The 23,385-nt window shown below is 61.3% G+C and carries 23 protein-coding genes and 1 pseudogene; 16 read left to right on the top strand and 8 right to left on the bottom strand.

Translation table 11 applies throughout. The features are described from left to right. The 6 genes from CH256_RS15680 to CH256_RS15655 form a co-directional block, all read left to right on the top strand. On the top strand, nucleotides 1–502 hold a 502-nt coding region (locus tag CH256_RS15680; RefSeq protein ID WP_218829139.1), incomplete at its 5' end, for a pilus assembly protein TadG-related protein. A 124-nt stretch (nucleotides 503–626) separates the two neighbouring features. Then, entirely contained in the window at nucleotides 627–4,289 is a 3,663-nt protein-coding gene (locus CH256_RS28880; RefSeq protein WP_015586082.1) for a LysM peptidoglycan-binding domain-containing protein, read from the top strand. A gap of 115 nt (nucleotides 4,290–4,404) precedes the next feature. Next, entirely contained in the window at nucleotides 4,405–5,028 is a 624-nt protein-coding gene (locus CH256_RS15670) for a hypothetical protein (RefSeq protein WP_015586083.1), read from the top strand. A 1,060-nt stretch (nucleotides 5,029–6,088) separates the two neighbouring features. Then, nucleotides 6,089–7,603 (top strand): hypothetical protein, encoded by a 1,515-nt coding sequence (locus CH256_RS15665; protein ID WP_015586085.1) that lies wholly within the window; start codon nucleotides 6,089–6,091, stop codon nucleotides 7,601–7,603. Between the two features lie 46 nt (nucleotides 7,604–7,649). After that, nucleotides 7,650–8,279, top strand: coding sequence for a hypothetical protein (locus tag CH256_RS15660; RefSeq protein ID WP_139278539.1), 630 nt, complete (start codon nucleotides 7,650–7,652; stop codon nucleotides 8,277–8,279). A gap of 9 nt (nucleotides 8,280–8,288) precedes the next feature. After that, a complete protein-coding gene (locus CH256_RS15655; RefSeq protein WP_015586087.1) occupies nucleotides 8,289–8,477 on the top strand; it encodes a hypothetical protein in 189 nt (62 codons plus the stop codon). A gap of 636 nt (nucleotides 8,478–9,113) precedes the next feature. Here the strand turns inward: CH256_RS15655 and bcmE are convergent. Then, nucleotides 9,114–10,382: a thiamine pyridinylase gene (gene bcmE, locus CH256_RS15650; protein WP_032364993.1), complete on the bottom strand. Its 1,269-nt coding sequence runs from the start codon at nucleotides 10,380–10,382 to the stop codon at nucleotides 9,114–9,116. 241 nt (nucleotides 10,383–10,623) lie between these two features. Beyond that, nucleotides 10,624–11,330 (bottom strand): annotated as a pseudogene (locus tag CH256_RS15645) (transposase); the annotation flags it as partial. Between the two features lie 110 nt (nucleotides 11,331–11,440). Between CH256_RS15645 and CH256_RS15640 the strand changes: the two are divergent. Beyond that, nucleotides 11,441–13,069 (top strand): hypothetical protein, encoded by a 1,629-nt coding sequence (locus tag CH256_RS15640; protein WP_052047794.1) that lies wholly within the window; start codon nucleotides 11,441–11,443, stop codon nucleotides 13,067–13,069. A gap of 34 nt (nucleotides 13,070–13,103) precedes the next feature. On the opposite strand, the gene CH256_RS15635 is transcribed toward CH256_RS15640, so the two are convergent. Then, complete coding sequence (locus CH256_RS15635) at nucleotides 13,104–13,403, bottom strand: hypothetical protein (RefSeq protein ID WP_015586093.1); 300 nt, start codon at nucleotides 13,401–13,403, stop codon at nucleotides 13,104–13,106. Between the two features lie 64 nt (nucleotides 13,404–13,467). Here CH256_RS15635 and CH256_RS15630 point away from each other — a divergent pair, with 64 nt between their 5' ends. The 3 genes from CH256_RS15630 (at nucleotide 13,468) to CH256_RS15620 (ending at nucleotide 14,750) form a co-directional block, all read left to right on the top strand. Then, nucleotides 13,468–14,010, top strand: a complete 543-nt coding sequence (locus CH256_RS15630) for a hypothetical protein (RefSeq protein WP_015586094.1) — start codon at nucleotides 13,468–13,470, stop codon at nucleotides 14,008–14,010. Nucleotides 14,011–14,187: 177 nt separating this feature from the next. After that, nucleotides 14,188–14,475 (top strand): type II toxin-antitoxin system Phd/YefM family antitoxin, encoded by a 288-nt coding sequence (locus CH256_RS15625; protein WP_230591632.1) that lies wholly within the window; start codon nucleotides 14,188–14,190, stop codon nucleotides 14,473–14,475. A gap of 26 nt (nucleotides 14,476–14,501) precedes the next feature. Beyond that, a complete protein-coding gene (locus tag CH256_RS15620) occupies nucleotides 14,502–14,750 on the top strand; it encodes a type II toxin-antitoxin system RelE family toxin (RefSeq protein ID WP_371828030.1) in 249 nt (82 codons plus the stop codon). A gap of 21 nt (nucleotides 14,751–14,771) precedes the next feature. Here CH256_RS15620 and CH256_RS15615 read toward each other — a convergent pair whose 3' ends face one another. Next, nucleotides 14,772–15,392 carry a hypothetical protein gene (locus CH256_RS15615; protein WP_032364994.1) on the bottom strand — a complete coding sequence of 207 codons (621 nt, stop codon included), beginning with the start codon at nucleotides 15,390–15,392 and terminating at the stop codon, nucleotides 14,772–14,774. 313 nt (nucleotides 15,393–15,705) lie between these two features. Here CH256_RS15615 and CH256_RS15610 point away from each other — a divergent pair, with 313 nt between their 5' ends. From CH256_RS15610 to CH256_RS15595, 4 genes are all read left to right on the top strand, one after another. Next, nucleotides 15,706–16,209 carry a hypothetical protein gene (locus tag CH256_RS15610; RefSeq protein WP_015586098.1) on the top strand — a complete coding sequence of 168 codons (504 nt, stop codon included), beginning with the start codon at nucleotides 15,706–15,708 and terminating at the stop codon, nucleotides 16,207–16,209. Then, nucleotides 16,206–16,835, top strand: a complete 630-nt coding sequence (locus tag CH256_RS15605) for an RES family NAD+ phosphorylase (protein WP_015586099.1) — start codon at nucleotides 16,206–16,208, stop codon at nucleotides 16,833–16,835. The genes CH256_RS15610 and CH256_RS15605 overlap by 4 nt, the downstream gene beginning before the upstream one ends. 63 nt (nucleotides 16,836–16,898) lie before the next feature. Further along, a complete protein-coding gene (locus CH256_RS15600) occupies nucleotides 16,899–17,969 on the top strand; it encodes an ATPase AAA (RefSeq protein ID WP_015586100.1) in 1,071 nt (356 codons plus the stop codon). Beyond that, a complete protein-coding gene (locus tag CH256_RS15595) occupies nucleotides 17,966–18,985 on the top strand; it encodes an ATP-binding protein (RefSeq protein ID WP_032364995.1) in 1,020 nt (339 codons plus the stop codon). The genes CH256_RS15600 and CH256_RS15595 overlap by 4 nt, the downstream gene beginning before the upstream one ends. Before the next feature lie 78 nt (nucleotides 18,986–19,063). Here CH256_RS15595 and CH256_RS15590 read toward each other — a convergent pair whose 3' ends face one another. After that, a complete protein-coding gene (locus tag CH256_RS15590) occupies nucleotides 19,064–19,585 on the bottom strand; it encodes a hypothetical protein (RefSeq protein ID WP_015586102.1) in 522 nt (173 codons plus the stop codon). Between the two features lie 311 nt (nucleotides 19,586–19,896). Here CH256_RS15590 and CH256_RS15585 point away from each other — a divergent pair, with 311 nt between their 5' ends. Further along, a complete protein-coding gene (locus CH256_RS15585; protein WP_015586103.1) occupies nucleotides 19,897–20,526 on the top strand; it encodes a TetR/AcrR family transcriptional regulator in 630 nt (209 codons plus the stop codon). 351 nt (nucleotides 20,527–20,877) lie between these two features. On the opposite strand, the gene CH256_RS15580 is transcribed toward CH256_RS15585, so the two are convergent. The 3 genes from CH256_RS15580 to CH256_RS15570 form a co-directional block, all read right to left on the bottom strand. Further along, entirely contained in the window at nucleotides 20,878–21,243 is a 366-nt protein-coding gene (locus CH256_RS15580; RefSeq protein ID WP_032375843.1) for a histone-like nucleoid-structuring protein Lsr2, read from the bottom strand. Between the two features lie 231 nt (nucleotides 21,244–21,474). Next, nucleotides 21,475–22,212, bottom strand: a complete 738-nt coding sequence (locus tag CH256_RS15575; protein WP_141214994.1) for a hypothetical protein — start codon at nucleotides 22,210–22,212, stop codon at nucleotides 21,475–21,477. A gap of 305 nt (nucleotides 22,213–22,517) precedes the next feature. Then, nucleotides 22,518–22,886, bottom strand: coding sequence for a hypothetical protein (locus CH256_RS15570; RefSeq protein WP_141216643.1), 369 nt, complete (start codon nucleotides 22,884–22,886; stop codon nucleotides 22,518–22,520). Nucleotides 22,887–23,206: 320 nt separating this feature from the next. Between CH256_RS15570 and CH256_RS28615 the strand changes: the two genes are divergently transcribed. Next, on the top strand, nucleotides 23,207–23,385 hold a 179-nt coding region (locus CH256_RS28615), incomplete at its 3' end, for a terminase gpP N-terminus-related DNA-binding protein (RefSeq protein ID WP_143536592.1).

Genomic DNA, 23,385 nt, shown 5'->3' with positions numbered 1-23,385 from the left:
CTTCACCCGTCGACACCTACCGGGAGCGCGCCTGATGACCGAAGCACTACGCCGGGCGGTGGCCGCCTGCACACGGCGAGACGCGCACAACGACGCCGGAACCATCGCCATGTGGAGCGTCATCACAGCCATGGCGTTGCTGATCATGATGGGTCTCGTCGTCGACGGCGGCGGCAAAGTTTACGCCAAGCAGCGCGCCGAGCAAGTCGCTGAAGAAGCAGCCCGCGGGGCAGGACAAGCCATCATCGAACCACTCGCAGTCCGCGGTACCAACGTCGTCGTCAACCCGCTGACAGCCCAAGCCAAAGCCACCAAATACCTTGCCGCAGCAGGAATCCCCGGCGTCGTCGTGCAGACCGGACCGACGACACTGCTGATCACCACCACAACGACCTACCAACCCCGTGTCCTCGGTTTGATCGGCGTCGGGCCACAGCAGATCATCGGAACAGCCACCGTCAACCTGAACCGCACCAACCTCGGAATCCCCGGCACACCATGACCAATCGACCGCAGAGCAGACGAGTCGCAGAACTCCACGAGAAGACGGAGGACGTGATTCGACAGCTCGCGGCGCAACGCTGCACGACCCCGGCCACCCTGCAGCCATCGGAAAGGACACCCGCATGACCACCATCCGACGGCGCTTGACTGGTTTGCTCTACCTGATCGTCCTACTCGTCCTCGTCGTCGGAATTCCGCTCGCACTGTGGACATTCCGCGGCAACCCAATACCGACGACGCTGCCCGATCTCGACCAGATCAAAACAGCTCTGACCACCCAAGACGACGGATCACTCTTCCTCGGATTCGTGACCTGGATCGGCTGGCTCGCCTGGGCCACCTTCACCTTCAGCACCGTCATCGAACTCGTCGCAGCACTACGCGGCATCAAAGCACCTCAACTCCGAGGCCTCGGCTTCCAGCAGCGAAGCGCCTCCGTTCTCATAGGCGGAGCGCTCATGCTGGTAACAGCGGGCACCGCCACAGCCCAACCCCTCACCGCCACAGCACTACCGCTCTTCGACGCCCCTGCCCACTCGGCACCGATCCAAGTAACGCAACAAAGCCAACCGCATCCAGCAGAAGCCCCCGCCCGCCCCATCAACGGGGAAACCATCACGGTGCAGCAGGGCGACAGCCTATGGAAACTCGCAGAACGCCACCTTGGCGATGGCTTTCGATACACCGAGATCAAGCAACTCAACGCCGACGTCCTGACCGTCGACGGATGGCTGCAACCAGGATGGAAACTTCAGCTCCCCGCCGCCGCACCCACAACCGTCGACGGGGCCTACACAGTTCGAGAAGGCGACAGTCTCTGGAGCATCGCCGAGCAACATCTGGGTGACGGACACCGCTACAAAGAAATCATCAACGCCGACGGAACTGCACCGTCGACAATCATCCACGTCGGCCAGCAGCTCACCGTCAACGATCAAACCGCCGAGACCGTCACGCCCGAACCGGGTCCGGTTGCTTCCCCCGACCCGGCCCCGGTTGCTGCCGCTCCTGTACCTGCTGCTGTGCCCGAACCGACCGTCGCTCCTGAACCGGCCCCGGTCGCTGCCGCTCCCGAACCGGCTCCGGCTGCCGCTCCTGAACCGGCCCCCGCAGCAGCGCCTGAACTGTCCTCCGCTGCACCTCTCCTGGGTGGCACCGACGTTCCGGAACAAGCGGAGATGGTTCCGGGCGGTGACGAACAGGCTCAGGCAGAAGCGCAGGCCGCTGCCGCCGCCGCTGCGAAGATTTTCGGCATCGAACTCAACAGCGCTTCGTCACAGCTACCTGCTCCGACAGCGGCGGCTCCTGAGCCAGCGCCTGCTCCAGCAGCCCCTGAGCAGGCAGAGGCCCCCGCCCCGTCGGCGGTTCCTGAGCCAGCGCCTGCTCCGGTGGCCGCCCCTGAGCCAGCAGAGGCTCCCGCCCCGGTGGCAGCTTCCGAACCTGCTGCTGAGTCCGCGGGCGCAGATGTTGTGGCACCCGGGCCGGCACCCGCTCAAATGCCTGCTCCAGCGCAGACGTCGTCACCCAGTCCTGCTGCAGCTCCCGCCCCGACTCAGCCAGCCACCCAGATCCCACTGAATACATCGACGACAGACCCGGTATATATCGCCGCCACTGCGCAGCCAAGCGATGTCTCCGAGGATCAGAACAGCACATTGTGGCTCGGTATCTCAGCCCTAGCGGCCATCGGACTGGCTGGGGCCTTCGGGCTGCGCCGGCACCGTCAACAGCACGATCGCCGCAGAGGCGAGACCCTCCCTCAAACCTGGGGCGCTGCAGCAGTTGTGGAAGAACAGATTCATTCTGCAGCGGACAACAACGTCCTCACGCGGCTCGACGAAGCACTGAGGACTATCGCCGAACACGCTCGGACACAGGGCAACGCACTGCCGGCATTACTCGGCGCATTCATCGGTCCCGATGCGGTGGAGCTAGTAATCCTTGATGACTCCGTACTGCCGGACCAGTGGCTCAGATCAGAGACCGGCACCTGGACCCTCCCCGCCGACGTCCGGATCGCCCCAGCACCCACCACAATCAGCCCGTACCCCACGCTCGTGACACTCGGTTCCACAGACGACCGAACCCAAGTTCTTCTCAACCTGGAAGAACTCGGCTACCTCGGCGTCTCAGCTTCACCAGAGCACGCCCGCGGCACTCTCCAGGCCCTGGCCCTCGAACTCGTCGAATCCCCGCTCGCCGACAATCTGCACCTGACGCTGATCGGTTTCGGACAGGAGCTCCCCGAACTGTTCGGCAACGGTCGAATCGAGCACACCGACCAACCAGGCGAAGTGCTGGCCAGACTCGCCCGACAAGCCGAACGTGACCAAGACACCCTCGTCGAACAACACATCGACAGCATTGCAGCGGCCCGTTCGATCTACGACACAAGCGAAATGACCGCCCCCGAAGTAGTTCTCATCGCGAGTCAGTTGACGGCCGACCAACAGCAATCACTCGATCAGATCCTGGCCGCCACACCGCGCGTGGCGTTCGCTGCCGCCAGCACCGCCAGCACCGCCAGCGAGAACACCCAGGCCGCGTGGACACTCGACATCGTCGACCGCAACACCGCAAGCCTTGTCAAACGAGACACCGACGGCGGCTTCGCATTCCAGCCAGCATTTCTCGAGCCGGACCAATATGAAGGCATTACCGCCTACCTCGCGACCGCCACACAGCCAGCTATCCCCACAGAGTCGTCCATGCACGACCCCTGGGCTGCAGCCGAAATCGACGCACACCTCACCGACGCCGAAAGCGCTGAGACCTTCCTCGACTCCGTCACCACGATCGACCCCACCGACCAGCTGCTGCTGAACGGAACTACCGCATCGGAGACCGCCCCCGACGTCACAAACGTTCCGACCTACAGCCCGGACGCCGCGCAGTGGACATCCCCAGAAGCGATCAGGTACGACGACCAGGCCCCACCCATCGCTCCTGTCGCTGGTGACGTACCGGCCCCGGGACATCTCTGGCTCCATCTTCTCGGGAAACCAGCAGTCACCACCCCGACCGGGGAGCCACCCAAGGACGGCCGTGAAGTACTCCTAACCGAGATCGCCGCTCTTCTCTCCATCCACCCGGGAATCAAACACGACTCCATCGACAAAAAGATCTGGCCTGCAGACAATTTCGACAAACTCCCTCTGGAGGATCAGCCGAAAAAGAAGGCGACACGACGCCAGAACTACCTCTCGAGACTGCGAAATTGGTTGGGAGAGACAGAGAACGGTGAGCAGGCATTTCCGAAGCACGGCGACCGCACCGGCCGCACCGGCTACCGACTGCACCCCGATGTCCGATCGGACTGGGACTACTGGCAACAACTGATCGACACCACTCCGGCCGCCGCCACCGATGCGGAATTGCGGACGGCTGCAGAACTGGTAAACGATCAACCATTCGCCGGGACACGGTCAGACCGTTACGGGTGGGCACGAAACCTACAGCAGCACATGATCTCGACCCTCGCGGATGCCCTCGAAGAGCTCGCCACCAGACAAATAAAGACCGGAGATCTTTCCGCCGCGCTCACCACCGCAAACCGCGGCGTCACCGTCGAACCGTTCCGAGAAGGTCTCTGGAGACTGGCGATCATCGCTACCCACGGGAGCGACGAGATCAGCAAGACCCAGGAGCTGATCGACCAACTGCTCGCGAACCTCGCCGACATCGATGTCGACCCAGAACCCGAAACCGACGAACTCTTGCGCGCCCTCGCGCAATTCCACAATGGCGGCAACGCCCTCTACCGGATCGGAGCAATAGCCAGTTGATAGCAGTCGCGTCAATCGAGGTGTCTGAAGTGTCCGGTAAGCACGTTACGGTCCAAACAGCCGCACCATTATCGTTATCGCAGTACAACGCACAGAACAACGTAGGGGGTCCACGATGATCAGCACACGACGTCGCACAGGCGCGGCAATCCTCGCAGTAGCAGCCGCTGCAAGCATCAGCGTCGCATGCGGGAGCGGTGACATTGAGGCGACCCCCGTAACGACCACCACGCAGCCGGTCCTCACGGGACCAGAGGGCGTCGAAAAGTCCCCGGAACAACAGGCGACCGAGCAGGCAACAGCAAAGGTGAATGAGTTCTTCGCCGTTCTCGCGAAGGTCGAGAGCGATCCTGCTGTAGACATCAACATGCTGGACTCTGTTGCGAGTGGAAAGATCCTCGATCAGTTGAAGGCAAACGTGAACCTGCGCCGATCTCAAGGAATTGTCTCCACGGGTGCTGCGACTGTCGCAGATGCATTCGTGACGGAACTGCAGGCACCAAAGGATGCTGACGGGAACCCAATTAAGGAAGAAGCGTCGGCAACATTGCGAGTCTGCATCGACAGCTCGAACTATGACCAGATCCGTCCGGACGGCACGAGTGTGCTCCCTCCTGACCGAGTCCGGCGGGAGCTGGGCAAGCCGACTCTGGAGAACGTGGCGTGGCCAGATTCATCAGGCTGGCGCATTGTTTCCGATGCAGTGACTTCTTCGGGTACCCCATGCGACGCACCATGATCGACGGTTTGGCAAGTAGGCAACTGGAATCCATAAGGGCGGTGGGTCATGCGTAAGCCGCTTGGGGTTATCGCATCAGTGCTTCTAGTTGGAGTGTTCAACGCGAACCCAGTATTTGCGCAGCCGGGGATCGGCACCGGAACTGGCGGTGCCTTCGGCGGAGGCTTGGGTGGTTCGACAGTTGTGGTCGAAGGTACGTACACGAGTGTGCCGTCAGGGGGTGGAACGACTGGATCCGCGCCAGCTGCTGTGGGCGGGGGAGGTGGTGGGAGCGCCGCGCCGTCCGGACCGCCGCTCGAGTTCGTTCCGTCGACTGACGCCGCCAATATGACGCTTGTTCGAAATGCTGATAGTGGTGCCCCGATGGCAGTGAACGTCGTTAATGATGACGGCACAACATGGTCCTGCGAAGCGGCCGGTCCGTGTGTTCAAATTCCGGACGTTGGGGTGCCGGCTACGCCTCCGGTGGTCGACGTTATGACCGTTGTCGGCCAAGCGGTTACGGCAATGCAGTTGGATCCGCCCGGAATAGGCATCACCCCGAACCCCGCAAACACAGGTGCTGTCGGCCTGGTTGGTCTACCCGGCTGGTTCTGGGTCGCTGACCCACGGGAATCGACAGTCGGCCCCGTGACCAGAACTGCAGCAGGACCGGGTGTCATAGTTTCTGCTACAGGGGTCAATACGTCCGTGGTCGTCAATTGGGGGGACGGATCCGTGCCGTCGGTGTGCCCAGGTGCGTTACTGCCCTTCACGCCGTATACCGATGTTGCACAAGGGCTTCCAAGTCCGACGTGCGGCAATATCGTTTATCACAAGACGTCCACTACCGAGCCCGGTGGGACATTCAAGGTCTCCGCGACATCGAATTGGCTCGTCACGTGGACAGCGACGACACCCAACGGGACGGTCGGTGGAGTCATACCCACGCCGCTGACTTCGCGTACTGAAGTTCGGATTGGTGAACTGCAGGTCCTGGTCACAAATTAGAGCCGTGCGCCCCCGCTCCTCGGGTGCGAAATTGAGTCACTCCAGGCTTACCGGTTTGTAGGCTGGTGGAATGCCTGAACGGTTGACTGTCAACGTCACGATGCCACCGGAATTGGCTGGGGGGCAAGTGCAGGCCTACCTGGAAGAGTTGGGGTTCGAGGTCGCCCACACGTCCGCGCCCGATGTGTGGGCGTTAACCGAGCCGGCTGCCAGCATGGACTGTGTCGATTTTATGACCGTTCGCACCCTGTCGGGTTCGGAAGCGGACGTCGATGACGAGCTCGTCGACCTCCCGCAAGACCCTTACGTCTCCAGGCTGGACCATGGGCGAGTCGTTGAGGAGCGCCTTCGCGCGATCAGACAGATGAGCGCGGGTGCGGTGGGATCGTTCCTGTACGGACTCCAGCTACCTGTCATCACCGCCAGCGATCGAGCCTTGTCCGCGGCAGTACAGGACGCGAGTAGGGAGTTGGCCGGAACTTCGGACGACGATGACGAGCATCCGTTCGACCGGCATGCTGTCCACGTTGTTCGCTATGGCAACGCCACGCACCGTCGGATCAGGTTTCCTGGTTTCGTGTTACGTCTGAATCAGGACCCCGAACTTCTCGACGACATACGACGCGGGCCGATCGACGTCGATGAGACCATTTTCGCGTCGGGATCGTCGATCCTGAGCAGTGTCTTGATTCCCGCGAGCCATCTCGGTCCGTTGTTGGCCGCACGGTCTCCATGGGTATGGGCGTTTCAAGCGAACAGGGTGTCGGGTGCGGTGATTTTCACTCTCGGCACAGATATTGTCGGGAGGTCTCCTGTTCCGTACGAAGCGCATCAGGTACTTCCCCGATCACCAGTGGGTCGCCTTCCCCAGCGGCAGGAGCCGCCGGCACCGGAGGCGTGGGGTGCGGCCGTCGCTTGGTGGGTTGCTCAGATGAACTCTGTTCTCGGGCATCTCCTGAACCCATGCCTGTTCGCAGATGCTGACGGTGACTACCTCCCCTATGCGCAGCAGAACCGGTTGATGGAATTTGCGGATCTTCTGCAACGAGTTACCTCGACGCTGCTATCGCTGCACGACGACTACGCAGCCGGAGTTCTGATGTGGTCAGCAATGGACCTGATCGAGGCGACCTGGCTTTCATGGGATCTCACGGCACTGTGCAAGCCCTCGGTTGCGGCGAAAGCGCTGCAGCAAGTTCGAGAACGTATGCCTGCTGATGTTCAGTCCGTCCTGCTTCCGTACGCGGCTTTTGGTGTGGAAGCGTTGACCGAAGTGGGGGACGGGTTCTTCATCAAGAATTACCGTAGGTCGGAGAAGGTAATTCTGAAGCTGCCCGGTGGAGCGGACAAATCCCTGTCACTCGATGACGCAGTGAGTCAGTTCATGCGTTTGCGCAGGAACACTACACACGGGTTCGACAAACCTGATCCCGTCCGTGACCGACTTTTCGCGCAACACAACGGCCGGCTGCCGGCGACACTGATGTACCTGCCGCTGCTGTACTTGATGTACATCATGTCCGATCCTGATGACCTGAGACGTCGTCTGCTCCGTCGATCCGCTCGAAGACGCAGGACGCAGTGAGAGGTGTTCACACACGTTGCCGGTGGTGTGCTGAGACAATATTGCGGTGAGTGTCATGGTGCGCCGGCTGATGGGTGCGGTGTGGCCGACGAGGTTCGGCGCAGCCGAAATTGATGTCGAAAAGGGGGCGCTAGCAGTGGAATCGAACGACCGGGGTGGGCGCGAAAATGCTTCACCGGACTCCGCTGCTGGCGAAGAGATGGCGTCCGAGCTCAACCCGGTGAGTGTCGAGCTGAATCCGGCGGCAATCGAGATGGTGCACGCGAGCATCGAACGGACGCTGGATTCTCAGGAACGCCGAGTGACGAGCATCGATCAGCGCGGGGGTGTGCTGCTGGGATTCGCGGGCATTCTGGTGGGGATCGTGTTGCGCAATCCCGCGGGGATCGGTGTGTGGGAGGTTGCGGGTGCTGCCCTGGCCGGTGCGGCGGCAATCATGGCGGCATTCGTGATTGCACCCAATACCGCGTCGGGGCTCAATCCGGAAGTGGTGTTGGAGGAGTATTCGACAGTCGATGAGACGACGGGCCGGTTCGAGATCGCGTCGACACTGGTGTCGATTTATCAGGTGACAGAGATGCGGCTTCGGAGCAAGCTGATGCGGTTGCGGATCACGACGGGTCTGTTGGCTGGATCTGTGCTGGTGTTGCTCGTGACGGCTATCATTCGGATGTAGGAGGACATCATGGCTACGGTGAACGAGCAGCAGAAACCTGATCGACCGGTGGGCTCGGCGAGCCCGGCGACGGCGTCGCGGCGTCGCAAGGTGGCCTTGCGTCCCAATCCTCGGCTGGTGGGCAACTACGAGGGCAGTTCCCGCACGATCGACGAAGTGCGACGCCAGATAGAGAAGCAGCAGGGGGCGTCGGCGTGACGGCCTCGAAAGATCAGAATCCGCCGGCGGGGTCGTCGGCTCCACGTGCCAGCGCGCGCCCTGTGGTGGTGGTCCCGACATCGGCTGCGGGTGATCGCACCATTGTTCGGGCAGCACCCAACGAGAGAGCTATCCGCAGCATCACTGCGGGGGCTGCACCTCAAAATGTGCGGTCCGCTGTCCGCCGCGAGCACTAATTTCGCGCGCACGCCTTTGCGCTGTGTCGTAGATGATCCAAAATTGGGCTAGCAGACGGTGCCAAACGTGTTCGTCCAGGTCGCCGATCTGCAGCGTCGACTGTGTCTGCTCCCGATCACGCTTGGCCGTTACCTGGGCAGCTGTGGTGATCGATGCAGCAGCGGGGGAGGGCTTACGATGCGGCCACCGACCCGCGTCGAGTGCTCGATGTAGTAGTCGAGCATCGGGTGAAACTCGGCAGGGTAATCCCTTAGCCAAAAGCTTGCACGGTGTTCGACGAATTTCGACGCAAACCCCGCGACACTCAGACAGCGGTGGTGTGGGCAACCGGACCGCATGTATGGATCTCATAGCGATACTCCATTGCCGCGTGTCCGAACGGCGAGGACCAAACGTGGCACAACCAGCCATTGCTTACGACTTTGCGACGGACTCCTGTCACGGGCGGCGAAGTAGCCCTGCAGGTGTGGAAGCGTACGCGGGGTCGTTGAACACGGCGCTGTCTTCGCCGACATGCTCCGCAACGCCAGCGGGGGGTGGCCCGAGGATTTCAGTTTTGATGCAGCCTTTGGTCGAGTCGAGCCAGGTACGGGAATCGGCCCCAAGTCGAAATGGATGGGCCATGTCGTTGGAAATGATGTTGCGCATGATGTTGTACACCGCCGAATTGGGTTGCCGGGCCAGGAGCTGATTCATCAGCGATTGCCGGGTGGGCACCAGGTATTGCGGTTTCTTTCCTGTTGGGGACATGCACTCGAGCATCACGTTGGTCGATGCAATCAACTTCACGAGCTGGATAGCCGTTGCTCGCTTTTCCTGGGCGATGGCCACATTGACGGAAAGTGCGTCGGTATAAAGCGGTATCCCCACTTTTTCGATAGGTTCGGAGCTCAGCGGCATGACTGAATAGGTCGAGGCGTCGACGTTGTCGATGAAGTGGAAGATTTCGGTCAAGCCTACGAAGGCTCGACCGATCCGCTGGTTCCATTTCGTGATTCGGTCGTAGCCCGAGTCGGGATATGTCGCCTGGGCGTACCCGGCGATGTTTCGCAGCACCTGCATGTCGGCGAGGCCTTGCTGATCGAGTCCTGGACAGGGGGGAAGGGCGGGAGTGAGCGGAAACTGGCCCGACTCCTCCATGACGGCCTGCTCGTACATGCACGCGACGGTCGTTCCCCCAGTAAAATCCAACAGCATGCCTTGACCCTGCGCGGGCCAGACTGCTTTCGGATCCCCGTCGCCGAGGATTTTGTGTAATTCTTCGACAGTCATCCCCGGCGCACCCAGTGCTGCGTCAGTGAGACGGCGAATCAAAATTTGCATGCACCCTAAATACGGTATTCCTTGATACTCCGAGGATTCCGTTTTCAGCGATGCGAGAGACCACGGGTAAAAGTCTGCGGTGCCGTCGATATCGAACTCGACACAGAACTGACGCATGTGATCAGCGAAGATGCAGTCGTAGGCAAAAACGTCCACAGTGGACGGCGGATCGCCTTTGTAACAGTCGTAGGTGTAGACGAAATTGAGAGCGACATCCGGTTGGACGCTGTGCCACGCGGCTCTGATGGTGGACTCGAACCATTTCGGTTCGGGCGTGTACGGGTACAAGGCGACGTTCAACGTGGATGCGTCGCTGGCTGGAGGTGGCTGGTTGGTGGGGCCGGAATCCTTGTTCAAACTGCGTCCGAACTCGGTACTGGTCACTGCACACTTCCCGTCATCACACTGTCTGCAGGGGAACGGCGATTGCCTCATACAGTCGCATGATTTTCCGAAAGTGGCAAGGATCACATTTACTTACCCTCGATCCACGGACTGAGGTGACCCACTGTGGTCGATGACCGAATTGTGGGGTCGGGACTGGTTGGGCGTGTTTCGTCCGCTGGTCTACCCAGCATTTCCACGATTGTCGTTGCTCGGGCCGAGTCGGCGGGTCGGGTGAGGATCAGGCGGGTGTGGGTGGGCTGATGCCAATGATGTTGCGCCATAATTGAAGCCACGCATCGAGCCACGGCCAGTGTCGCGGCAGGTGCAGTGTGGGTGTGCGTTGTGGCCGCACGAAACGCGCGGCAATGTTGACGATTTGCGCCGTAGCGTTATTCCGCGAGCTTTCGCGTGACGCCCGCCGGAGACGGTTCCGGCGGCGCGCAGCAGGTTGTGGGCGATCGCTGCGCACTGCACCCAGGCAGAGCTCGCGCCAAACGATCCTGACGGCATGTGCGCGAGCGGTCCGTCGATCAGATCCGAGAACACAGTCTCGATGACCGCGTGTGCACGGTGGACGACATCTGCGGTCGTCGTCGGCAGGGTGCTGTTGGTAAAAAACGGGTGATACCGCCACACCGGAAACAATGCATCGCGGTAGCGGGCGTCTTTGACCCGCCGCACGATCAACCGTGCAGAAACAGGATACGCGGTGGAAGAGAAAGCGGTGAACGATGTTTCGGCGACCTCGGCGTCGGAGATCCAGCCGTCGGTGTCGGGGTCGCGGACCGCTCCCGGGTAGCGCACGGGCGTCCACGCGGTGTCAGGGATGGAGGCGATCGCTCGTTGGACGATTCGGTTCTTGATCAGTACGAACGAGAACTTGATGCAGGCGCGTACGACGCGGCTGTTGCCGTAGGCGGAGTCGCCGCGGACCATGATTTTCCCGCTGGCGAGACTGGATGTCGCAGCTCAGCCCTAGTCATCCGGGCGAGCACGGGTGGCCCATTCTAAGTCGACTCTCAGCCCGGTCGCCTGCCCTCCGTACGATCAAGGGGGTGCTGACCGATCCACTGCCGAATTCCGGCTCACTTGAGCGCTATGAGGCTTTGCCCACGATTCTCCAGCTGAGGAGCTACCTCTCGGAGATCCAGGCGGAGCCGACCGAGTGGATCTCGGTTCTACGGAATCGAGGGAGCGGAATCAAGTACAGCTCGCTTCAACCTCTTCTGGTGGCGACATCGGACCAGCGCAAATTCCTCGCCACTACCGATTGGTCCATCAACGACCTCGGCGAGCCCAGTTACAGCTCTGATCGCCTCCCGGCCTTCCGCGACGGCTTGACCTCCAACCCTGATGGCTACGACCTTCATCTGTTCGTCAACGTGTCCTGGGTGCCATCGGCAACCACAGAACCCGTTATCGAATTCACGCCGTCGTTCGTATGGTGGTTGGGCCTGATCACGCGATCGAACGAGACAATGTATCGAACTAATCACGCGGGCCGCGATGAGGAGGTCGTCGAGATCGTCAGACCGAATCCTGGTGAATACGAGGTTCGAGTCAATGCACGGCACCTCCGAAAGTATCTCGCGGCCCGGAGCATGAGCCTGGTGATCCAGCACGCCCATTCTCGGGCTGACGACAGCGTGCATGAAGCTCGGATCGACCTTGAGATTCGCACCAAAGACGCAGCGTTCGCCTACACGGCGTGGGACGCGTATCGGGGGCCTGGTTTCGTAGCGCAGTTGGTTGGGAAACAGGCAGTTTTGCCGTTCGCGTCCGCTGGCGAGCACCCCGACGATCTGCAAAGGCCTGAGCGGTTTCAATCGTTCATCGTTGACATCGACCCCTCGACCGGCGACGAGGTTCGTTTGAGTTGCGAGCGCGATGAAGCGAACTACCTCACCCCAGTCTTCTTCGACACGGATGTTCTGACCCGATACCGCGACAACCCAGACCGCTACACGGTGCTGCGGACCGATGTCTCGTGCCACGGTCGGTGGGCCATCGATGTCGACATCAACGGTGCCAACCTCGTCCAGGTGTGGCTGGGACACCTCATCCGGCTACCCGAGACCGAGCGAGAGCACTGGCTCACACACAACGTCCCGCCGAACGGTGGAATAACCATCACACGTAGCGTGCGGGACCTAGCGGGCCAGTGGGTAGAGGACGAACGCCCTGACCCTGCTCGGCTGAGACGAGCTAAGGCAGAACTCATCGAGGCGTTCACTGGCTACTTCGGTGAGTCGTTGTACAAGCAACTCGGCCCGGCTGACCTCCGTGCGTTCGATGCCTTGGCATTGTGTACCAATCCAACCGAAGGCCAACGCGACAACGGTGTCATGGTTCTGTCGAAAGGGATCGTGGATGCACTCGATGTCAAGACTCTTCGAGAGTCCTCGGGCGCGGACACGAATAGTCCTTCGCTTGCCTGCCTACAGCTACTCGTCGAGAACTTGGGTGCCGACCCGAATGGTCTCGTCGGACCCCTACGCCAGCTTCAGGGAATCCGATCGGCAGGCTCGGCCCACATGAAGGGCACGAAATTTACGACTGCGCTGTCGGCCGCAGGACTGAATTCTCTTCAGCCGGACAAACAATTCGAGACAATCGTAGATCGGGTTACGATGGCTCTGCAGGGCTTGTCCGAGCTGTTCCGAAGGACGCCCCCGCAAGTGTGATGGTGCCGGTCATTTTGTTCCAGTCTCGCTCTGATCATGGGTTCGCATTGATCTCACCCCACGCGTCTAACGCGTGTTGGTAGGTCGCCACAGCACCCGATTCAGTCGGAGCATCGCAGAGCGCGATCGCAGCCCTGGCAAGCGACGCGAGCGCAAGATCTCCCAGATCCAAGATCGCGTCGTCGCCATGACTGAGCAGAGTAAGCATCGTGGTAGCCATCATCTTCGGATGTTCCAGGACTTCAGCGGGCTGAGGCTGGCCCAACTCGATCAAGGCCAGCGCTTCGAGAAACATCGGTACAGCGAACGCCACCCTCGGATTGATTGCGCTCATAGCGTGAAGGTTAGCAATCGGCCGAATACCGGATGTTCTGGAGAATCTCTGAGACGGTGGAGGTATGACATCGAAACGTACCTCCGCCGGCGACAAACGCGCCCGCAAGGTCCAGCAACGTCGAAAGCGACTTGCACAGCAAGGGGTCTCACGTGAGCAGCACGCTGCGCTGGTGCTCGAGCGCAGCGGTGATCCCTCGTTCGTGCAACGGCGCACCAACGCCGACGGTGGGCGCACTCTGTCGTGGAGCAAGGACATGGTGGGTGGTGCGGAGCTCAACGACTCTCTCGAAGAGCAGCGACAGGCGTTTCGGGACAAGTTCGGCCGAGATCTCGGGCCGAACGATCCATTGTTCTTCGACCCAGCTGCTGACACGCCGCAGGAGATCAGTGAGGAGAACTTGTTGGCGGACGTGGACTCCCTGATCGACAAGGCCCGCGAAGCAGGGGAGAACCCCGCCTACTTCCAAGCATGGCGCGACACCGGGTTCTTGCTCACCGAACACAACATGCATCTGTTCTCCGCGTCGGATATCGACGAATGGAACGCGGCGCTCGAACGGCATTGGGACGAAGCGGCATTCGGGCCGTTCGACGATGCATCTTAGGACCTACGGCATGTTCGGGCGGCTGCAGCGAGTCCGAGAGCGGTGGTGAAATTCCCACGCCGCTGACCGCGCGCACTGAAGTCGGATGGGCGAACTTCGGGTTTTGGTCACCAGTTAGTGCTGTGTCGCGTCGAACGGCAATTGCACCCTCGCACTATTTGCGCTCTAATTATGTACATGACTACTTTGCCGGTCGCGGATGCGCGTGCGCGTCTGTCCAAGATTGTGGACGATGCAGAACAAACCCACGCCCGGTATGAGATCACCCGTAATGGGCACCGGGCTGCTGTGTTGCTCGCTGCCGACGATTTCGATGCGCTGCAGGAGACCATTGCAGTGCTATCGGATCAGGAACTGCTGACATCTCATCTTCGGGGCGTGGCGGAGCTGCCTGAGGGTGACAGTCTCGATGCGAAGGAGTTGGCCGAGGTCATGCGGGTCGCTGGCCGGTCTACCCGCGCGTGAGTGAGCCTGAAGCGCCGTATCGGCTTGTGATTGCTCGATCAGCGTCTCGCGCTATCAGTCACACTCTTCCCGAGAAGGTCGCCGCTGCGGTGTACGAGTTCATCACCGGAGCATTGCTGGAGAATCCGCAGCGGGTCGGGAAGCCCCTGGCCCCGCCGCTTTCGCCCGCCTACAGCGCCCGCAGAGGCACCTACCGGGTTCTCTATCTGATCGACGCCGGGCAGCGCATCGTGCAGGTCACCGCGATCTCACACCGGTCAGATGCCTACCGCTGAGAAGATTGCGTAGCTACCGGATTATGTTGCGGAGATCAAGCCTCGTAGGCGTAAGGCTTCCACCAATGGTGGGTGGGTCGCGGTCTCCATCCAACCAGATTTTCGGTCCGCCTTGCTGCCGAGTGAGTCGGATACTGCGCTTCGCAGAATTCGGAGGGCATCTTCGATCGCCTCGCGATCGGCGTGATCGCGATCGAACCAACTCATGTCCGCGCCGATGACTCGTTCGTACTGCACCAGGGCACCATCCTTGTTCACTCCCGCTGTCTCCATCAGATCTAGTGAACCGATCGAGAAGACCAGAGCCCGAGTGATCGTTGTCGGCATTCCGCGCCGGTTTGCTTGGTAGACGGTCGGATCGACAATCCGGCCCATTGCCGGAATCCACAACACTAGGTGTCCTGTCCACCATGTGTCCGACTCCCATTTCGGTGTGCGGCTTCCCAGCTCCACCCACTGCTCGTCCGACCACGCCACCTGCCCGTACACGACCAACGGCTCAGCCTCGATCCCGTAGTCACGCAATGCCGGAATCAGGCAACGCACCGCAGCAATGCAGGTGCCGGAAAAACCGCCCTCGGTGTAGGCCTGCCAAATCTGGCAATGCCGGTCGATGATCTGCACTTCTGCCGGTGCAGTCACGCCAGGATTCGCAGGGGGACGGATCCCCGCTACCGGTGGTGTGACGTACCCGGCCCGCTGCGCCCATTCTGGCAATGCAGCGGCTCCCGGACCGCTACGCGATCGCCCTGACCCCTTGCCTGCACCCTTGCGTTTCTTGCTCACCGGTGACATTTAGACGCTCCCAACCCACCTCGACTCTCTGCCCCGTCGCAGGAGTTTCGCGTCCCGACCGTACCGGCCAGGTACGACACTTCCCGCACGCTAACGATCACATCCCTGTATTCAGGTTGACATGGTTGACATGACGCGAACAGCCGGGGATGATCAGGGTATGTCCACTGTCGAGAAGGATTTCGAGGTCATGGCGCACCGGCTGGTCGAGGCCAGTGGCGCGCCGGACGAGCGTGATCTGGCGTATGCAATAGCGGGCCTCGGCGGCATCGTCAACGGCCTCAAGGCGCGTCGCGCGTGGAGTGAGCACGTAGGGGAAATCTTGACCCCCAGTCAGGCCCTCGACGTTGCGGGTTGGACGCGTGCTGCCTTGAGCAAGGCTGTGAAAGAGAACCGCGTTCTTCGGTTGACCGGCAGCAACGGCAAATACGGCTACGCCGCCGCAGGCTTCACCGATGCCCAACCGGCGAAGCCGATTCTCGGCATCCAAGAGGTGCTGCGTGTGTGGGCGGGGCAGGACCCGCGTGGATGGTTGGCGGTCGCGTGGCTGACTACCGAACAGCCAGAGCTCGACGGCCGTACACCTCGGCAAGCACTTCTCGACGGGGACGTTCCTACGGCTGCTCGCGCTGCCCGGGCTGCGGTCAGTCGGCTTGCGGCGTGAGCGCTGAACGCGCCGTCGTTCATCTGTTCGAGCCCAAGCCCGTCGGTGAATTGGCGGAGCGATTTCCGTCGTGCGTCTACCCGGCTGGGGCCGAGCTGTTTCGATCGCATCAGGCCAGTCTGGGACCGTGGTGGTACTCATCGAATGGCGGCGGCAGGTTCGACCTCGAAGCCCCTGATGGGACTTGCTACCTGGCCGAAGACGAAGTGGTCACTCTCCTGGAGATTTTCGGTGGCCAACAGGTCGTGCCGAGATACGAGGTCGATGCGCGTGCAGCGTCGACGATCACGTTGGATGCTGATATCAGGCTCGCTGATCTGACTGCGAACACCGGTGTCGCGCTCGGAGTCACGGCAGAAATCTTTACTACCGCCGACTATCCGCTGACGCAGCGGTGGGCGGCCGCGTTACGGGAGGCCGGGTTCGAGGGTCTGCGGTACTGGGCCCGCCACGACCTCGAACATGCCCGGCGGTGCATTGCACTGTTCGGGCAAGCGGGGGTGGCAGGCGAGGAGCATCGTCATACCGTCCAGGCCACGGTCACCCTGTCTGAGCGAGCGGACCTGCTGGAGCGGTGGCGTGAAGAAACTGGTGTCGCGATCTTGGACGTACCAGATCTGTTGTAGCGATCGTGGTCAACCGCCCGCAAGGTATTGCTAACGAAACTTACAGTAAGTACTGTAAGTCTCATGAAGATCAGCGCACGTCCTCTGCTCGACAATTCCGTCGACGCCGAACTGTTCGTCGGCCGGCGAGACGAACTCGCCGCGATATGGGACGGATTGAACGCTGAGCTCAACGTTCTGGTGACGGGGGACCGCGGCACAGGCCGAACGTCGCTGCTTAGACAGCTGCAGCTCGACAGCCGAGAGCCGTTCACCGGTGCCCGCCGCGAAGGCGACTTCCCGATGAGCTTCGTTCGGGTCGAGGGGATCTCGGACGGCCGTGACGTGCTCGCCCGCGTCGTAGAACAGGTCACCGGCGAACCGGCAGTCGACAGTGACGGGCCCGACGTCTTGCTGCGGCGATTGAGTGACTTTCGCCTGCAGTTCATCGACGCCACGCTTCGGAGGTGGGCAGCAGAAAGCGACGACGGCACTGCTCCGCTTGGGACGCGGCTGTATCCGGTGATCATCGTCGACGACGTCACCGCATCGGCCGGGCACGCACTGTTCGGGCGGTACCGCGATGAGGTGTGGGCGACGGGATACCTGTGGGCGGTGTCGGTGCGTGAAAGTGACCGTCAAGGTCTCCTGACTCCGCCTGCAGATGCATTCTTCGAGAAGATCGTCGACGTACCCCCGCTCTCGAGAACGGAAAGCATCAAGTTGATCACTCGCCGCGCGGGAATCGACATGGAACCGCAAGCCAGCACCCTCGCTGATGCGGTAGGGCGAAACCCCCGAGATCTGGTAAGTGCTCTGCGGGGATTCCTGCAGGACCCCGGGTCGTACGAGGACAACTACCTGGCCCTCGCCGATAGAGACAATGCGCTCTGGGCTTTGGGTCGCCCAGCGTCGATGCTGGCGGCCGAAATGAAGGTGCGGGGCCCGGTCAGCGCATCGGATGAAGACTTGCTGGCCGCGTTGGGGTGGACGCGTCCTCGTGCTGTACAAGTCTTCAAGCAACTTTACGAGAAGGGGCTGGTCCGGAGCAGCGAAGTCTCGTCAGGTCCCGGGCGGCCGCGGCGGGTGTACGAGTTGACTCCGCCGGCGGAATGGCTGCGGACCGAACACGCTGATCCGGAGGACCAGAAATGAGTGACGCCCTACTGCGTCAATTGCGGGACTCGAAGGCCTTCGACCCGTCGCCGGATCCGGATCGTATGTGGCAGGTCCATGTGCCGTTCGACGTCCTCACTGGCCCCGTGAGTGGTGACTACGAGCAGCGCTTCATGGACGCTGTTCGGCGGCGTGAGCGTGTGGCTCTGATCGGTGCCAGTGGCTCGGGTAAGTCCTCGATCACCGAGTACGTGATGGACGCTCTTCACTCCGAAAACGTTGCAGCACTGAGGATCAGGATGGGATTTCAGACCGACTCCCTCGTCTCCGATCCGGCTGAATTCCCGCGTCTGTTGGTCAACACCATCGCCAAACAGCTCGACGAGAACCGGGCAGTCCAGAAGATTGCTCGGGAAATGCGTGGAGGTTCCCCACATCGACCGGTCAAATTCTCGGTTGGTCTCCCATGGTTGGCCGGCAATCTCGCGATCGAGCTCGGCAGCGTGGTGAACGAACCATCGCAAGGTGAGGATGTCGTGGATCAGGCCATCAGGGTCCTGGAACTGATTTCGCGCAGTGGCTTGATTCCGACGCTCGTGCTCGATGACACGGACCAGTGGATACGTCGTCCAGGTATCGGCGTCGATCCGGAGCCGCGGATCGCAATGTTCTTCGGCTTGACTCTGAGGATGATCGCCGAGCGACTTCCGGCAGCATGTGTCGTCGCCGTCCATAACGACTACATCGACAGCCCCCACTACAAACAGGCTCGCGAATACCTGAACACGCGAATCACCCTGCCCGCCTTAGCTAATTCAGCCGCGCTGGGGTCGATCATCGGTAGGCGGGCCCGCCAGGCCGCGGGAAATCCGAATCTCGGCGCGGTCGACGTCATCGACGCTGACGCCCTCCAGCATCTCTTCGACCACTACGGGGCCGGTCGCAGTGTCCGCCGGGAGCTGGTCGTATTGCAGGATGCGTTGGTACGAGCGTGTTCTGCAGTAAGTGAGACCATCGCCGCAGCTCACGTCGTCGCTGCGATCGCTGCAGGCTAGGACACGACTACCGGCGTAGGTAGTTCGCAAAATGCATCGCCTGAACTGCAATTCGGGTTTACCAACCCCTTTGCAGCTTCAGTAGTAGGTGTGAAACTGCTTGGCCCTGTCCACCGCATCGAGGACCTCAGCGTCGAGGCCTTGAGCTTCTCGTTCGATCGCGTTTACCCGTCGCTTCATGCCTGCTCTGGCGAGCCACGGCGACCACATCAGTCGACTGAGCTGCGCTGCTGACAAGCGCACACATCGCCCCAGCGCAGTGTTGATTCCCCCGGCTTCTTCCTGACCGTCTTTCTGCTTTACGTCGTCGTCGCTCGTCAGGCGCGCCACAGTGGCCAGTTGGATGTACAAACGCAGTGGCCGTCGCGGAACCCGTGCAATGATCGCGGCCGTCTCAAGCTCGCGGACACTGTCCTTGAAGTGCTGAAACGACGGATCAGTGGACGACGACCCTGCCCATCGGGTGCGTTCGGTGCTCGCCAAGTGCCGGAGAACCTCGCTACGCAGTTGACGGCGTTGCTGACTGCCGATCAGGTACTGGCCCGCAAAGGATCCGATACCGAGAGCTCCGATAATCGAGGCCACACCACTGATATCCATTTCGTAACAGTATTCGGATCCAGAACTTGGGGTCGGTTGACGCAACGTGAGTGGTGAAAAAGGAGAGATTTTTCCGTACCTATTGCGCCTCACGCGGCAGCAGATGTTCCGACTCCCGAATATTTGCCGGTGCTCGAAGTGTCCACCTCCGCAGGCATAATCGTGGACTGTTGGAGCCGATCGACTTTGGAATGGCGAAATTCCTCGCCTAGGGACGGTAGTGCTTCGGTCGCCGACAGATGGTCGGATCCGCGCGTGCGAATCGGAGTAGAAGGCAGTCCTATGTGGCGATGGACCGGAGAGAGTGTGACATGACGGTTGCCGATCAGAAGGTTTCGGAGCGGGAGAATGCCGAGCATCGCGCGCGTCCTCCGCAGAAACGTGCGCAACGGACCCGTGACGCGTTGATTACCGGTGCGGCTCGAACCATCGCATGTGGGGGAAGCGGCGTCACGGTCAACGACCTGATACAGGCTGCAGGGGTGACCAAAGGGGGCATGTACTTCCACTTCCCATCGAAGGACGCTGTTGTTCATGCAGTGGTCGACCAGGCTGCTCGACAATGCGAGTTCCTCCGGGCGCATCGCCCGTCTACAGGAGACACTGTGGCCGATGTTCAGGACTTGCTCGGCGGCTACTTCACTCATGCGAAACGGTATTGGTCTCTGAGGGCAGCAGCGGTGTTGTGGACCGACCTCCACTACGAGGACGTCGCACGGGCCGCGACCTACCACCCTCTCAGGGCCGCGGTCCTGGCCCTTCTGACCAGCAACGGCAGGCTGCCGACGATATCGGTGGACACTGCCGATGCTGTCATGGCCATCGTGTGCGGCGTGACGACCACCGCCGGGCCGGGGGGCTTCGGTGACGGCGGCGATCTCGACACCGTCCTGCGGTTGACGGGGCCCGTGATCGCGGCTGCCGGTGCAGTGGCGGTATGAACAGCGGTGGCGGGGACTCCGGGAAGCCTTGATCTCCGCCGGTTACCCGCGGCCGGTAGTGGGCGACGAGCCGGGCCAGCTCACGTTGTCGTGGGGCACCGGTGTCGGCGTACGAGAGATGTGTGTGAGCCCTTCAGGGGTGGTCGCCCGGACACCGGACGCGGTCTTTGCCTTGGGCCTGTTACGTCAGTCGGCAGCAGACTGGGTATCGCCGCTGCACCCGCTGATCGCAGAGCCGATCGTGCGCACATCCGAATCGCCCTTTCGGGTAGTCGAGCCGGTGACCAACATCGTTCGGAGCGCGTCGGTGATCCGGCGTTCGATGACGTGCCAGGTGAGTTTCCTGGGCTGTCAGTGTGCGGCGTTGTACGCCTCTTCGATGTCGGTGGGGATGCGGCCTCGATCGCCGATCTCGTGACCGTTGTCCGCCGCCCACTGCCGAATTGCGCGAGTCTGCGCCGGGTCACGCTTGGCCGGTGTCCCGGCTGTCGAAGGCGTCGACGCGGTTGCGGGGGAGGGTTTACGTTTGCGTCCGCCAACCCGCGCGGCGTGCTTGATGTAGTAGTCGAGCTTTCTGTGAAACTCGCTGGCGTTCTTTGCTTTCAAGTCGATCACGTACTCGACGCCCTGGACCGCGAACTCGATCGTTTCACCGGAGTCGTCGATGACCGATCCGTCGATGTCGTCGACCAATTGAATCGTTTCTAGCTTGGCCACAGTGAAGAAACCCTCTCGCAAAAATGTATGGAAGACAGCTAAGTGAGCGTATAACGGGTCTGCGTGGTCGTGACAACTGTGGGTGCGGCGCGCGTGGTTCGGATGCAGGATCGAGAGAGTGCGATTATGGGCAGCGCTCCATTCGTGGTCGGCGATGAAGCCCAAGTTACTAGTCGTGTGCACTTCAATGTCGGGGCAGCCGATGCAATGGCAAGATTTCTTGCATGCATTCTAGGGCCGAGGGGCATGCTGGAATCGGGCTGACAGCTCATCCCGAAACTCGTCGCTTCTGTCTTTGATCCAATCCATCAGCTGCCTCATGCCATTCGTTTGCCCGACTGGCGCTGGCCGTCGTTCGTGTGGTTTGAACTTGAATTGCGGTACGGGTTCCTCGCCATCCCAAATGTCGAATTTTGCAGTCAGTCGATCGAGGAAAGTTGTGGCACGCGCGGTAGTCGAGTTCACGACGAAACTTCGGTGTCGGCGGACAGCGCCGGGTGACGAGCGTGTGTCTGACAGTTCCTCCTTGCGACGATCGAGCACTCGCACTTGGCTGCGGATGACAGCTATCGCGCCACGGGTTTCGACAGACCAACTGCCTCTTCCTACCTGGGCGGCCCAAGTGTCTACGGCGCGGCGCGCATCGTTGGGTAGTTCACGCGATCGGGCGATGTACGGGGCGACGTCGTCGACGCTTCGCCCACTATGGAACTCGTGGTCGAGGTCTCGGAGGTTGTAGGCAATGCGCCTCTCCTCCAGCGCGAATGCCGATGCGAACCCGATCTTGCGGTCGCGGTCGCGCTCTTTCCTGTCGCGGTGGGCCTGTTGTTTGTCGAGACAGCGATCATGGGCGAGCTGGTCTGTGAAGAATTTGTATGCAATGGCAAGACCCGCGACGGTTATTACTGTCGGTACTCCGGGTGTCTGCAGCCACTTTGCGCTCCACAATCCGACCAGAATCTCTGCCACCCATTCATGCGGGATAGTGCACCGCATTGCCATCTTTCAAATTCTCGCTACCGAGGACGATGCTGCCCGACGGGTCCGTCGGCGGCATCATCTGGCAGTCGACGGTGGCGACGACGTCGACTGCTTTAGTTCTGTTGGTTGTTCCTCGTGCCTCCACGAGCTCAGTTGCCTCTGGGGCTGTGGTGAAGATCGTGCACCGAGAAATCAGTTAGGTATGGTGCGCCCCACTGGTCTCTTCTGCGCTGAACCCTTGAGGCTCTGCACCCCCTCCTCGGCGAGGACAACGCAGATAGGTTGGGTGGCGTTCAGTTCGGGAAGAGGTCGTCTAGCTCGGCCCCGGTGAGCAGCTTCCCGCGTGTCGGGCTCAGGAGGGTGCCGAGCCAGCGTCCGCTGGGCAGTCGAGTTTCTACCTTGGTGCGGGCATCTCCACGAGAGGCTGCGCTGTCGTCTCCACACAGTGCGTCGTATTGCTGTAGTCGATCTGCAAGTAGGTCGTACAGGTGCAGCGCGGCCGCGTGGTTGATCAAGGCGATGCTGTCTCGTGCGGCTTCTTGCGCGTCCTTCTGAACCTCCGTAGCGGGGGTCAACAGGCAGCCGTAGACATGGGTTTTGGGTGCGCGGGTCTTCTCGACCCGGATCTGACCGAGCAGCTGATTGACGTCCGTGCGGCTCAACGGAGGTGGGGTACCGGACGGGACAGTCTTGACTTCCCACACACGGCGTTCGGAGCGTTTGGTGGTCGACCATGTCCATCGACAGTCAGTGGCGCTTTGTTCCTTGTCCGGCGGTCGTTCACCGCTGGTAGCTGCCAACCGCGCCAGCGCGAGCAGACCGGCACATTGCTCGTCGTGAGTTCCTGACGGCGCTCATCGAAATTCCCCACTGACGCTCACTGAAATTCCCCACCCGTGTGGCACCGCCAACGAGGGCGGGCCTCCCCGGATGCTGATGGTCTCTGACCACACACCAGCTACCCGAAGGAGACCCGCTCCTCATGCTTACACGGGAGGAAGACGTGGAAATACACGCCCTGCATCAACGAGGCTGGAAGATCGCCGACATCGCGAGACACACCGGCCGCGACCGCAAGACCATCCGGTCCTACCTCAACGGGACCACCACACCCGGAGTGCGTAAACGCAGCATCCCGGACCCCTTCGAGGTGTTCCTCGC

Origin of the sequence: Rhodococcus sp. 05-2254-6 (genome assembly GCF_002258565.1) — a bacterium.
GTDB lineage: Bacteria > Actinomycetota > Actinomycetes > Mycobacteriales > Mycobacteriaceae > Rhodococcoides.
This window is presented reverse-complemented; position numbering and strand designations above follow the sequence as displayed.